The following is a 12,249-nucleotide window of genomic DNA, read 5'->3' as shown; positions in this document are numbered from 1 at the left end:
ATACGATTAACGGTATTTTTTCAATTCATAGCGGGCAATCGCACGCTTATGCACTTCATCCGGACCATCAGCAAGTCTTAGTGTACGGATATTGGCCCAACTTGCGGCAAGAGGAGTGTCCTGGCTTACACCGGCGGCGCCAAATGCCTGAATGGCACGGTCAATTATCTTTAATGCCATGTTAGGCGCAACCACTTTAATCATGGCAATTTCGCCTTTTGCCTCTTTATTTCCAACTGTATCCATCATGTAGGCCGCTTTCAATGTAAGTAAACGGGCCTGCTCGATTTCGATTCTCGCTTCGGCAATCCATTCTTGAACTACGCCTTGCTCGGCAATTTTTTTACCGAATGCTGTCCGTTCCTGAACGCGTTTGCAAAGAAGCTCAAGTGCACGTTCAGCTGCACCGATGGTTCTCATGCAATGATGAATTCTTCCAGGTCCTAGACGTCCCTGCGCGATTGCGAAACCTTTACCTTCGCCCCAAAGCATATTTGAAGCCGGTACACGAACATTGTTGTATTCAATTTCGGCATGGCCATGCGGTGCATGGTCATAACCAAATACAGTTGTAACTCGTTTGATTGTGACTCCAGGAGAATCGAGCGGTACTAGAATCATCGATTGCTGCTCATGTTTTGGTGCATCAGGATCATTTTTACCCATAACAATCGCAATCTTACAGCGAGGGTCTCCAGCGCCCGATGACCACCATTTTGTTCCATTGATGACGTATTCATCGCCATCACGGACAATACTTGCTTGAATATTGGTAGCATCGGATGAAGCAACATCCGGCTCAGTCATTGAGAAACAGGAGCGAATTTCGCCATTTAATAACGGCTTCAGCCATTTTTCTTTATCTTCTTCAGTCCCGTAACGGACCAATACTTCCATATTTCCGGTATCAGGCGCAGCACAGTTAAACACTTCTGGTGCAAAATGGACACGTCCCATGATTTCGCAAAGCGGTGCATATTCAAGGTTCGTTAAACCGGCACCATATTCACTCTCTGGTAAAAATAAGTTCCATAGACCAGCTTGCTTTGCCTTTTCTTTTAATTCTTCCATGATCGGCGGGATCTTTGAAAATGGATCGTTTTTATCAATTTGATCATGATAGAGCTTTTCATTTGGATAAATATACTCTTCCATAAATTCAGTAAGTTTTTTTTGCAATTCTACTACCTTATCGGAATAACTAAAATTCATCCTTACCACTCCTCTTTTTTCTACATACTAACTAGTTGGTATGTCGAATAACCTAATATTATTAAAAATTTTTCGAATATTCAATTCGATATTTTCGACAATTTTCTCATCGTTATAGTAGAATCATATTTTTTGAATATTTTTTAGGGGCATCTTTTCAAATTGCTATAAAATGCCGTAATTTAGCTGATTTATAATAGATCAGCATGGACACACAGTGATAGAAATTTCTATATTAATCTACTATTTTTAGTCGAAATTTTTTGAAAATAATATTTAGAAATTTCTTCTCTATGCATTTCTGACTATCTTATAGGTACCGGTTCCTTTGGCAATTAATGTTGCATTCTCGTCAATAATTTCCGCTTCCAGCACAGCTATTTTATAGCCCTTTTGGAGAAGTTTAGCCCTTGCAAAAAGATGACCGGTATTTGCTGGAGCAAAATAGTGAACATCCAGATTCATAGCTGTAACCGGGCATTGATATACGGAACGGAGAACAATTGATTGCACCGTATCAAGCATCGAGGCGTGAACTCCTCCATGCAGGCTTTTATTCGTATTTAGCAGGTCGGTTTTTATTGAAAGCTTCAGCAAAATCTCTTCCTCTGAGGAATTTACGAGTTCAAATCCGATATGCTTGAAAAATGGACTCCTTTCCATCATTTCATATATCTCCCAATCCAATCGGGACACCCTATCACCACCTTTCAATTTCTTCATTGTTTAATAGGACTTGCCTTGAACATGCCTATAGCCTTGGCAGCAACAGCACCATCCTGCCCATAAACGATTCCCTCGGCTGTTATGACTTTTTCCTCGATATTCAGTATATTTGTTTTCGCATGATAGTTTTCTTTCGGACTTAGGTCAAAAAAGGACACGTTAAGGTTTATCGTCGTTGCAAACGAATTTGTTTCCAGGGAGGCAGTCGCCCCCATGGAAATATCCAGCATTGTGGAAAAAACGCCCGGATGGACAGTGCCATCATCCTGCAGCAAAATAGTCTGAAGCGGCAAATCAAGATGAAACGTGTCGGTTTTAGTACTGTTAAAACCCAAGTATTCAAAAAATGTCGATCTCGTCACTGGTAATTTCACTTTTCCTGCCCTTTCCTATTGATTAACTGCTTCAACCAGGATTGCCATTCCTTGGCCGCCGCCAACACAAAGAGTGGCAATTCCGTATTTTTCACCACGGCGTTTCAATTCATAAATCAGAGTCGTCATAATCTTCGCACCCGTGGCACCAAGCGGATGGCCCAAAGCAATTGCACCACCGTTGACATTCACTCGGGACGAATCTAAGTTTAACTCACGAATAACTGCAAGTGATTGCGAAGCGAACGCTTCATTCAGTTCGATTAAACTAATCTCGTCAAGCGTTAAGCCTGTACGTTCAAGGAGTTTTTTCACTGCTGGAACCGGGCCGATGCCCATAACTTCAGGTGATACACCAACAGCTGTCCAATCGACAATTCGCGCCATCGGTTTTAAGCCTAATTTCTCGGCATGGCTGCCTGATGTTAATACAAGCGCAGCTGCCCCGTCATTCCGCCCGCAGGCATTACCAGCCGTAACCGTGCCATTTTGTTTAAACGCCGGCTTTAGGCGGCTTAATGCCTCGATGGTTGTATCAGGTCTTGGATGTTCGTCCTCCGTAAACCAAACGGACCCTTTTTTCCCTTTAACTTCTACAGGGACAATTTCGTCCGCAAAGCGTTTCTCACTAATGGCAGCTGCTGCTCTACGCTGACTTTCTAGCGCAAATGCATCCTGGTCCTCGCGAGAAATCGAAAATCTTTCAGCGACATTTTCCGCCGTTATTCCCATTCCAAGCCCGCTGCCGTATGTTTCCTGAGGCTGTTGGCCAGCCTCTGCATTGGAATCAACCAGCTTTGGATTGTCACCGCCAAAACGGGAGTTTCTTAGGTAAACAGGAGCATTACTGAGGCTTTCAGTTCCCCCAGCGACTACAATATCGGCTTGACCAAATGCAATTTGCTGCGCCCCTGAAGCAACTGCCTGCATTCCTGAGGCACACAAACGGTTAATCGTAAATGCCGGAGCTGTTTCCGGAACCCCAGCCCGAAGCGCAGCGACTCTGGCTACATTGGAGGATTCTGTCGTTTGTCTAACCTCTCCTAAAATCACTTCATCGACTTGCTCAGGCTTAATACCGGCGCGATCAATAGCCTCTTTAATCGCAACCGCTGCCAACTGCCCGGAATTAAGACTTTTTATTGTGCCGCCATATCTCCCTACTGGTGTTCTTACTGCACTTAAAATGACAATATCATTTTGCATATTAAATCACCTGTCCCTAGATTAATAGTTTAGCTGTATTCCTTCTCTAACTGCGCAGCAATAATGTTTTTCTGAATCTCTGAAGTTCCTTCATAGATTCTTGTGATCCGCGCATCACGATAAAAGCGTTCAATCGGATAGTCTGCAATATACCCAATTCCTCCATGGATCTGAACGGCCTTATCAGCAACACGATTGTATACCTCAGAACCGTATAGCTTCAGCATCGCTGCTTCTTTGATGACCTTCATTCCCTGATCAACCATCCAGGCAACGCGATACGTAAACGAACGCAGTGCTTCGATATCTACTGCCATTTCAGAAAGCATATGACTGACAGCCTGGTTTCTGATGATTGGTTTGCCAAATTGAATTCTCTCAAGCGCATATCGCGTTGACATGTCGAGAAGCTTTTGGCAGGATCCCAAATTCCGGGAGGCCAAACCAGCACGTCCGTTGGCAAGAATTTTCAAGGCATTCATATAGCCCTGCCCTTCTTCACCAAGCACATTTTCCACTGGAACCTCGCAATCTTCAAAAATCAATTCTGCTGAATGAGACCCTCTTAAGCCCATTTTTTTCTCAACTGCCCCCACCCTGAAGCCCGGGAAATCCTTTTCAACAATGAACGAGGTAATGCCCTTGGCCCCTTTAGACGGGTCGGTCACAGCCATCACAGTGAAAACGCTGGCCTCAGTAGCATTGGTAATATAATGCTTCAAGCCGTTTAGGATATATTTATCACCCTTACGAACAGCCGTTGTTTTCAGGTTAGCAGCATTGGACCCCGCTTCAGGTTCGGTTAAGGCAAAAGCGCCAATTTTTTCGCCGCTCGCCATATCTGGCAGGTACTTTCGCTTTTGCTGCTCATTTCCCATTTCCACAATACCGACCGAACCTATTCCTGTATGGGCGCCGATTAAAGTTGTATAGCCATTATGAGTCTGGCCGATTTCCTCATATAGGGCACATTTGCCGACCATGCCAATTCCAAGCCCGCCATATTCCTCAGGAATACTTAAACCAAAAAGCCCCATCTCTTTTGACATATTGATAATTCTTTCCGGAATTTGGTTTTCCTCTTCAATTTGCATCGCAACCGCTTCGACTTCGGTTTGAATAAATTCTCTTACATTCTTTTTTAAAAAAAGAATATCCTCATCCAGTTCAAAGTTCATGACTAAATCCCTCCGTTATGCCTTAAGCCTTTTTTGCTTCTTCTTCTACAAGGATTCTTTTTAAGAGCTTTCCTACTGTGTTTCGAGGCAGGGATTCTCTTATTTCAAATTGTTTCGGTACTTTGTAGCGGGTCAGGTTTTGGTAGCAATGTTCCTTTAATTCTTGAATATCGATATCTTTTCCGGCTTTCGGAACAATATAGGCCTTGACGATTTCGCCGGCTTCCTTATCCGGAATCCCGACTACTGCTGCTTCTAATACAGAAGGATGTTCATATAAAACTCCTTCAACCTCCTGAGGATAAACATTAAAGCCCCCGACAATCACCATTTCTTTTTTTCGTCCGACAATATAAAAGTAGCCCTCATCATCCATCGTTGCTAAATCACCGGTATAGAGCCAGCCATCCTTTAGTGCTTGGGCCGTTTCTTCTGGTTTATTCCAGTATCCAAGCATGACCTGCGGCCCCTTAATTAAAATCTCGCCGACAGTCTTTTCCGGTACATCCACACCATTTTCGTCAACAATCCTGCAGTCTGTAGCTGGCAATGGAATCCCGATGCTGCCTATTTTGCTAACGCCATCAGGCGGATTGCGATGTGTAGTAGGAGAAGTTTCCGATAGTCCATAACCTTCCCCAATCGGCACTCCCGTCAGGTCCTTCAATTTTTTCATAATTTCAATTGGCAATGGAGCCGACCCGCTGGTACAGACCTTAAAGCAGGTTAAATCATATTGATCAATTTCAGGGTAATTGGCAAAAGCATTATACATTTTTGGAACACCCGGGAAGAACGTTGGCCTGTAAGTTTGAATGAGTCTTAGAACCTTCTCAAGCTCAAACCGGTTTACTAATAGAATGGCTGCCCCGAGGTAAATCGGCAGATTCATGCCGCTCGTCATTCCGTAAACATGGTAAAGCGGGGTTGCGGTCAAAATGATTTCCTGTCCGTAAACCATTGTACTTCCATAAAGAACCTTGCTCTGCAACACATTCGCGCTCAAGTTAAAATGCGTCAGCATGGCACCTTTCTTTTTACCGGTTGTTCCACCGGTATATTGAATTACTGCAATGTCCTTCTTTGCTGAAATTGAACATGTTTCCTTTAGAGGAACGGCACTTTCAATCAATTCCGAAATAGTTGGAATGTCATTGGTTTGCGAATCACCTGCAGAAAATATCTTCTTAAATGAATAAATTTCAGAAATTTTCGAAATTTTTTCGAGACCATCCGGCTCAGCTACCAAATAAGCGGTTTCAGAATCATTGAATATTTCAAGCAGTTCCCTTGGTGTATAGTGCGGATTGATTTGCACGACAATCATCCCAAGCTTCAGGGCAGCATAATAGGATACAACATATATAGGGTGATTTCCGACCATCAACCCCAGACGATCTCCTTTTGCTGCGCCAAGCTCTTTCCAAGCCGCTGCCAGCCGGTCAACCTTATCCTTCAAGTCATGATAGGTCAGCTTTTCATTTTCATAAATAATAGCCGTATTCTCAGGGTATTTTTCAGCTGTATGATCCAAAAATGTGTAAAGGCTCATTTCCGGAAATTCAATGGAAGATACCGCAGTTTCAGGATAGTGGCCGAGCCAAGGACGTTTGTGTTGTATTTGCAATTCGAACACCTCTTTTAGCACATTGATTACTCAAACGTTCCTCGTTTGAAAGTTTAAAAGATGATAAATAGTATTGAGGACTGGGGTTTCTACCCCTAATTCTTTTCCTTTTTTCACAATATAACCGGCAATAGATTCCAGTTCCAGCGGTTTCCCTTTAAGCTTATCCTGCAGCATCGAGGTTTGGTGATCTTGGGCAAACTGCCCTTGCATCATCACTGTTTCATACTGGTCTTCCTCGATCTCAACCCCTGCTGCTCTTGCAACAGCAATAGCTTCCTGACAGATTTTTATCGCCGTTTCTTTTAATCCCTTGTCCTCATAAATAGCCCTAACCTTTGCTTCTATTAAGGCTGTCAAAGGGTTAAAGGTGACATTCCAAAGCAATTTTTTCCACTTGATTTTTAAAATGTCACGAGTTGGATAGGCTTCAATATTAGCAATGTTAAATAGCTCTTGAATGACACTGAGTCTTTCCCGTAAATCTTCCTCTAATGCTCCAAATACCAGCTTTGGCGGGACACCGATTTGTTTTACAGTTCCTGATTCCGTCACACCTGCCTGAATATAAGCAGCAGCAGATAAGATCCGGCCGCTGCCAAATACGGAAGCGAGAAATTCTTCATTATCTACCCCATTTTGAAGAGTCATTATCATGCATGATTCCTTTAATAAACGGGTAAACTTCTCAGCCATTTCCATTGTGCTTGTTGACTTAACACAAAACAACAGCAGGTCTACATCCGTAAAGTCCTCATAACAATCGGTAAACGTTGCCTCCACTGTGAATGATTCGGAATCGCTTTCAATGGTCAGCCCATTTTCCCTCATTCTTTCGAGATTATTTCCCCTCGCTAAAAAAATGACCTCATTACCAGCCCTTTTTAAAAGGCCGCCAAAATAACCACCTACCGCACCTGTACCGGCCACGCCAATTTTCATGCTGCTTCCCCCTGCTTATTCCATATGTATGGCTCTGAAAGGAATCGCTCCCTTCAGAGAACATGATTAATCTAGTAAATCCGGCTGTTCCTTGACAATCCGATTCCATAATGGCTGGAACTGGAACCATCCCGCACTGGAAGTACCGACAGTATTATAGGTATTGCTAGCACTTTCATTATCAATAATTACCGGTTTACCAACTGCCTCAGCAAGAAGCTGTGCCTGACAGGAGCGCTCCATCGTAATAAACCACCAGGCTGCCTCATCAACGGACCTTCCGACCGTTAAAAGACCATGGTTTCTTAGGATACAGGCTTTCTTATCACCAAGCGCTTGGCCAATCCGTCTGCCTTCTTCAATTTCATGAACAACTCCAGTGAAATCATCAAACAAGGAATGATCCTGATAAAATGCACATGCATCCTGTGTGATTGGATCTAGAAGGCGTCCTAGCGAAGACCATGACTTCCCATAGACTGAATGGGCATGGGCAGCTGCGATAATGTCCGGCCTTGCAGCATGGACCTGCGAGTGAATAGCGAATGCGGCCCGGTTTACCGGATAATTTCCTTCGACAACTTCACCTTGATGATTGCAGAGAATTAAGTCAGAAGCGCTGATTTGGCTGAAATGCATGCCGAACGGGTTTACCCAGAAGTGATCCTTCAGTTCGGGGTCGCGTGCGGTAATATGTCCTGCGACACCTTCATCAAATCCAAATTTTGAAAATAAGCGGAAGGCAGCAGCCAGTTTTTGTTTTAAATGCTGGCGTTCCTCTTCGACTGAGGAAAATACCGGCGGCTTATAACTTAATTTTAATTTGACCGTCATATAATCATCCCTTTTTAAATTTAACTTTGATGTAATTTAAGCTCCAATCAACAACCGATAACAATAAACCCAGCATTCAGAGGGGAGTCCATCTTTCGTGCCGGGTCTATTCCTTCAATCTGCAATTCTGTCTTTCATGTTAGTAAAGCTGGTATACAACTTCTCCTTTTATTACATCCTTCCCTTGCTGGTTCACAGCCTGGACATCGAAGCGAAGCTGATTATCTTCCTTATCCTTTAAAGAAGCCTTTAATGTAATCACGTCATTTAAGAAAACCATGCCTTTAAAACGGATTGAGTAATCCTTGACAAAGCCCTCTTCATAATATTCCGTAAACAACTTGGCCAAATTTCCCATTGTCCACATTCCATGGGCAATGATTCCCGGCAGACTGGCTTTTGTTGCTTCTTCGTCAATTGTATGGATCGGATTAAAATCTCCGGAAGCACCTGCATATTTAATCAGGTCGATCCTGGAAACAGGTGATAACTGGATTTCCTTTAAGGAATCACCGGTTTGCAATTGAGTTAGTAAACTCATTTCGCCAACACCTTCCTTACAGCTTCAGATATGACTACAGTGGAACTAGAAGTGAAAATTACATTTCCTTCTGAATCCTCACCACAGTTTTCCATTACCAGGAAGCCCATTTCTCCAAAGTTCCCTTTTTTCTCAAAGTAATTTTTCACCTGAGAATAACAATAAATTTCCTCACCTACATATAATGGGCGCTCATAATGGAAAGACTGCTCCCCATGTATCAAGCCTTTATTAGGCAGGTACAGGTCTTCTATCACCCCATAATCAAATACCCTTGGGAAGGTTGGCGGGGCAATGTTCTTTTGATAACGTGAGAGTCTGCCGGCATCCTCATCAAAATAGATAGGATGCAAATCGCCAATGGCTTCAGCAAATTTCTTAACGGCTCCTCTTTCTACGGCATTTTTCACTTTATTAGATCGCTTGCCAATTTGATCTTTGAACAATTTAGCTCACCCCTAAATTAACATTTTGGTCCGCCGGCAACATAGATAACCTGGCCGTTAACAAACCCTGATTTCTCATCTGCAAAGAATGCAACAGCATTTGCGATATCAGCAGGTTTTCCGCTTCTGCCGACAGGAATATTGGCTACACTAGCCTGAATCATCTGGTCAAAGGAGATTCCAATTCTTTCAGCCGTTGCTTTTGTCATATCGGTTTCGATAAATCCAGGAGCAACCGAGTTCGCTGTGATTCCATAACGTCCTAGTTCAAGTGCAAGGGTTTTCGTAAAGCCCTGAAGTCCGGCTTTTGCTGCTGCATAGTTTGCCTGACCGCGGTTGCCTAATGCAGAAGTTGAAGAGATATTGATGATCCGGCCATATTTTTGCTCAACCATGTATTTTTGAGCAGCACGGGCAGCATTAAAGGAACCTTTTAGGTGCACATCCATGACAGTTTGCCAGTCGGCATCAGTCATTTTGAACAATAAATTATCGCGGATTACCCCAGCATTGTTTACAAGAATATCAATACGGCCAAAAGCATCATGAACCTCTTTAACTGCAGCCTCTACCTGCTCAGGGTCGACGACATTGGCTACCTTTGCATAGACTTGATATCCTTTTTCTTTCAGTTCGCTAGCTGTTTCGCTTAATGCCTCTTCATTTAAGTCGATAAGAGCAACACTAGCTCCTTCTTCTGCAAAATACTCGACAATCCCTTTGCCGATTCCACGGCTTCCGCCAGTGATAAACGCAACTCTTCCTTCAAATCTTCCTGCCATTATTGTTCCTCCTTACATCTGTATGTTTATTTTTTTAGACAACGCTTACAATAAGCTTATTAAATACCAAGTTTCACATGGCCCTTAAGCAGGTTACGAGAAATAATCAGGCGCTGAATTTCATCAGTTCCATCGTAAATTCTCCAAAGTCTGGCTTCACGGTACCAGCGCTCAATTGGCAATTCTCTTGTATAACCCATACCGCCATGAATCTGCATAACTTTGTCAACCACACGGTTGCCCATATTGGCACCATAAAGTTTTGCCATGGATGCATAATGACGATTATCTTCGCCTTGGTCAAGTGTCCATGCTGCGTTTAACACAAGCCATCTTGCTGCTTCAATATCAACAGCACTATCGGCAATCATCCATTGAATTGCTTGTCTTTCAGCAATCGGTTTGCCGAAAGTCTCGCGTTCTTTTGCATAATCAATCGCCATTTGCAATAAGCGTTCTGCTGTACCAACAGCTCTAGCGCCAACAACCCATCTTGCAAAGCCAATCCACTCAAGTCCAAGATTGTAACCTTTATGCAGTTCTCCAAGAATATTTTCTTCCGGAACGCGGACATTATCAAATACCAATCCGGCTGGACCCCATTCTCCCATGGTATGTATAAATTCTGATTTCCAGCCCATATCGCGGTCAACGATGAAGCATGTTACACCTTCACGGCCTCTAGTTTTTTGGTGCAATTCTTTATCAGTAATCGCAATGGCCATAACGAAATCTGCTTCATTTCCGCCTGTAATGAATGTTTTTTCACCATTTAGGACCCATTCATTGCCATCTTTAACAGCGGTCATTTTAATGTTTGTCGTATCAGATCCAGCACCTGGCTCTGTCATGGCGAAACATGATTTCTTTTCACCGTTAATAGTTGGAATTAGGTATTTTTTCTTTTGTTCTTCATTACCATAGTAGAGGATGTTATCAGCAGAGCCGCCGAATGAGAATGGTACAAATGTTTTGGAAACCTCCATGTAAACAAGCGCCATCATCATTTGTCCAAGATCAGCACCGCCGTATTCTTCCGGAGTATTGATTCCCCAGAATCCGGCTTCCTTAGCTTTTAGCCGCAATTCCTGCAGTTTGCCCTCCGGTAGGCTTGGCTTACCTTCCCGCTCTCTTCTTAGGACTTCATTTTCAAGCGGCATTAGTTCTTTTTCAACAAATTTTCGAATCGTTTGCTGAACCATTTTTTGTTCATCTGTTAGACGTAAATGCATGTCTTTCACTCCAATCTAGGATTCTAGTATTTTTTACTGCTATTAATATTATGCCGGTTTAGTTTATCACATACCTACCGGTTGGTATGTTTAAGATTATTTTATTTCGAAATTTCAGAAAAAACAAGTTTAAAATTAAATTTATATTTAAAATTTTTTCAGATAGACTATTTTTCATTATCTTTACAAATGATAAAGATGATATTCCATTCGAATATCATCGTTTCAAAATCCTATTTTGAGGTGATTTGATGAGCTACAGAGAGCGTATGGATGCACACTCGGATATGTTTGTAAAAAATTCGACAAGGCATAAGCGTCAGAAATCTCAGGTGAATGGCGAAACGCAAATGTCGCAAAACAACATCATCTTAAGGAGTAATGCCAAGGCCCACCGCTGGTAGGGATTTGCCAATGAAACGAATCAGGGAAAACCTTTTTCCGGGACTGCATTCCCGGGAAAAGGTTTTTCTTTTTAATATTCGAGCGGATATTGATTTTGCTTGATAGAAGGTTTACCATAAAATCTAGTTATTTATTCAAGTTATTGGGGTGTTAGGTCATGTTTGAAGAATTCATAATTAGAGATGCAGAAATAAAAGATTTAGAAGATATTGTTCACATATATAATACAACCATTCCAGGCAGAATGGTTACTGCTGATTTGGAACCTATCAGTGTTGAAAGCCGGACGCAATGGTATCACGATCATTCACCTGAATTTCGGCCATTATGGGTAGTAGAACATGATGGGAATATTTGCGCATGGGTAAGCTTTCAATCCTTTTATGGGAGACCTGCCTATAATAGCACTGCTGAAATCAGCATTTACATTCATCCTGATTATCGAGGCATGAAGCTTGGTAAATATCTGATCCAAAAAGCGATCGACTTCTGTCCAAATATCGGCATAAAGACCTTGCTTGGCTTTATATTTGCCCATAATGAGCCAAGCGTTAAACTCTTTAACAGCTTTGGTTTTGAAAAATGGGCCCATCTTCCAAATGTAGCCGAATTAGATGGTATTGAAAGAGACTTGCTGATCCTCGGTAAAAGAATTTACTAGATAATTCCACTTTGCCTATTTTTCCATGAATATGATGTTTCTAAATCATCCATTATCAAGTAATATAGATAAAAGATAAATAT

The 12,249-nt window shown here is 42.4% G+C and carries 14 protein-coding genes; 2 read left to right on the top strand and 12 right to left on the bottom strand.

Features of this window, described 5'->3' with window-relative positions; genetic code table 11:
- Positions 1 to 6 precede the first annotated feature (6 nt).
- From ACZ5B7_RS12305 to ACZ5B7_RS12250, 12 genes are all read right to left on the bottom strand, one after another.
- Entirely contained in the window at positions 7 to 1,212 is a 1,206-nt protein-coding gene (locus ACZ5B7_RS12305; RefSeq protein WP_464493944.1) for an acyl-CoA dehydrogenase, read from the bottom strand.
- A 291-nt stretch (positions 1,213 to 1,503) separates the two neighbouring features.
- A complete protein-coding gene (locus ACZ5B7_RS12300; protein ID WP_464493943.1) occupies positions 1,504 to 1,878 on the bottom strand; it encodes a PaaI family thioesterase in 375 nt (124 codons plus the stop codon).
- A 53-nt stretch (positions 1,879 to 1,931) separates the two neighbouring features.
- The gene (locus tag ACZ5B7_RS12295; protein ID WP_423802073.1) at positions 1,932 to 2,312 is read right to left on the bottom strand and encodes a PaaI family thioesterase; all 381 of its coding nucleotides are present in this window, start codon (positions 2,310 to 2,312) and stop codon (positions 1,932 to 1,934) included.
- A gap of 15 nt (positions 2,313 to 2,327) precedes the next feature.
- Positions 2,328 to 3,518: a thiolase family protein gene (locus ACZ5B7_RS12290; protein ID WP_464493942.1), complete on the bottom strand. Its 1,191-nt coding sequence runs from the start codon at positions 3,516 to 3,518 to the stop codon at positions 2,328 to 2,330.
- Between the two features lie 29 nt (positions 3,519 to 3,547).
- Entirely contained in the window at positions 3,548 to 4,696 is a 1,149-nt protein-coding gene (locus ACZ5B7_RS12285) for an acyl-CoA dehydrogenase family protein (protein ID WP_423802071.1), read from the bottom strand.
- A gap of 22 nt (positions 4,697 to 4,718) precedes the next feature.
- On the bottom strand, positions 4,719 to 6,323 hold the full coding sequence (locus ACZ5B7_RS12280) for a long-chain-fatty-acid--CoA ligase (RefSeq protein WP_464493941.1): 1,605 nt from the start codon (positions 6,321 to 6,323) through the stop codon (positions 4,719 to 4,721).
- A gap of 30 nt (positions 6,324 to 6,353) precedes the next feature.
- Positions 6,354 to 7,265, bottom strand: coding sequence for a ketopantoate reductase family protein (locus ACZ5B7_RS12275; protein WP_464493940.1), 912 nt, complete (start codon positions 7,263 to 7,265; stop codon positions 6,354 to 6,356).
- A gap of 66 nt (positions 7,266 to 7,331) precedes the next feature.
- A complete protein-coding gene (locus ACZ5B7_RS12270; RefSeq protein WP_423802068.1) occupies positions 7,332 to 8,099 on the bottom strand; it encodes a class II aldolase/adducin family protein in 768 nt (255 codons plus the stop codon).
- Between the two features lie 139 nt (positions 8,100 to 8,238).
- Complete coding sequence (locus tag ACZ5B7_RS12265) at positions 8,239 to 8,640, bottom strand: MaoC/PaaZ C-terminal domain-containing protein (protein ID WP_378581505.1); 402 nt, start codon at positions 8,638 to 8,640, stop codon at positions 8,239 to 8,241.
- On the bottom strand, positions 8,637 to 9,086 hold the full coding sequence (locus tag ACZ5B7_RS12260; RefSeq protein ID WP_423802066.1) for a MaoC family dehydratase N-terminal domain-containing protein: 450 nt from the start codon (positions 9,084 to 9,086) through the stop codon (positions 8,637 to 8,639). Before ACZ5B7_RS12260 ends, ACZ5B7_RS12265 begins: the two co-directional genes overlap by 4 nt.
- A gap of 17 nt (positions 9,087 to 9,103) precedes the next feature.
- Positions 9,104 to 9,868 (bottom strand): beta-ketoacyl-ACP reductase, encoded by a 765-nt coding sequence (locus ACZ5B7_RS12255; RefSeq protein WP_213140409.1) that lies wholly within the window; start codon positions 9,866 to 9,868, stop codon positions 9,104 to 9,106.
- 59 nt (positions 9,869 to 9,927) lie between these two features.
- On the bottom strand, positions 9,928 to 11,100 hold the full coding sequence (locus ACZ5B7_RS12250; protein ID WP_213140410.1) for an acyl-CoA dehydrogenase family protein: 1,173 nt from the start codon (positions 11,098 to 11,100) through the stop codon (positions 9,928 to 9,930).
- 251 nt (positions 11,101 to 11,351) lie between these two features.
- On the opposite strand from ACZ5B7_RS12250, the gene ACZ5B7_RS12245 reads away from it, so the two are divergent.
- Together ACZ5B7_RS12245 and ACZ5B7_RS12240 are read left to right on the top strand one after the other, a co-directional pair.
- Positions 11,352 to 11,504 (top strand): YpzG family protein, encoded by a 153-nt coding sequence (locus tag ACZ5B7_RS12245; protein WP_213140411.1) that lies wholly within the window; start codon positions 11,352 to 11,354, stop codon positions 11,502 to 11,504.
- A gap of 158 nt (positions 11,505 to 11,662) precedes the next feature.
- Positions 11,663 to 12,166 carry an N-acetyltransferase family protein gene (locus ACZ5B7_RS12240; protein ID WP_464493939.1) on the top strand — a complete coding sequence of 168 codons (504 nt, stop codon included), beginning with the start codon at positions 11,663 to 11,665 and terminating at the stop codon, positions 12,164 to 12,166.
- Positions 12,167 to 12,249: the final 83 nt, after the last annotated feature.

Source organism: Neobacillus sp. S1115 (assembly GCF_055385565.1).
The sequence above is the reverse complement of the archived record's forward strand: the minus strand, read 5'-3'. Positions and strand labels throughout refer to the sequence as shown.

Coding starts and splice junctions, on each gene's coding strand:
- ACZ5B7_RS12275 (WP_464493940.1), bottom strand. CDS start 7,265: ATGAAAATTGGCGTGGCCGGTACAGGTGCGGTAGGTGGTTATTTTGGC.
- ACZ5B7_RS12305 (WP_464493944.1), bottom strand. CDS start 1,212: ATGAATTTTAGTTATTCCGATAAGGTAGTAGAATTGCAAAAAAAACTT.
- ACZ5B7_RS12250 (WP_213140410.1), bottom strand. CDS start 11,100: ATGCATTTACGTCTAACAGATGAACAAAAAATGGTTCAGCAAACGATT.
- ACZ5B7_RS12255 (WP_213140409.1), bottom strand. CDS start 9,868: ATGGCAGGAAGATTTGAAGGAAGAGTTGCGTTTATCACTGGCGGAAGC.
- ACZ5B7_RS12245 (WP_213140411.1), top strand. CDS start 11,352: ATGAGCTACAGAGAGCGTATGGATGCACACTCGGATATGTTTGTAAAA.
- ACZ5B7_RS12270 (WP_423802068.1), bottom strand. CDS start 8,099: ATGACGGTCAAATTAAAATTAAGTTATAAGCCGCCGGTATTTTCCTCA.
- ACZ5B7_RS12240 (WP_464493939.1), top strand. CDS start 11,663: ATGTTTGAAGAATTCATAATTAGAGATGCAGAAATAAAAGATTTAGAA.
- ACZ5B7_RS12265 (WP_378581505.1), bottom strand. CDS start 8,640: ATGAGTTTACTAACTCAATTGCAAACCGGTGATTCCTTAAAGGAAATC.
- ACZ5B7_RS12300 (WP_464493943.1), bottom strand. CDS start 1,878: ATGATGGAAAGGAGTCCATTTTTCAAGCATATCGGATTTGAACTCGTA.
- ACZ5B7_RS12290 (WP_464493942.1), bottom strand. CDS start 3,518: ATGCAAAATGATATTGTCATTTTAAGTGCAGTAAGAACACCAGTAGGG.
- ACZ5B7_RS12285 (WP_423802071.1), bottom strand. CDS start 4,696: ATGAACTTTGAACTGGATGAGGATATTCTTTTTTTAAAAAAGAATGTA.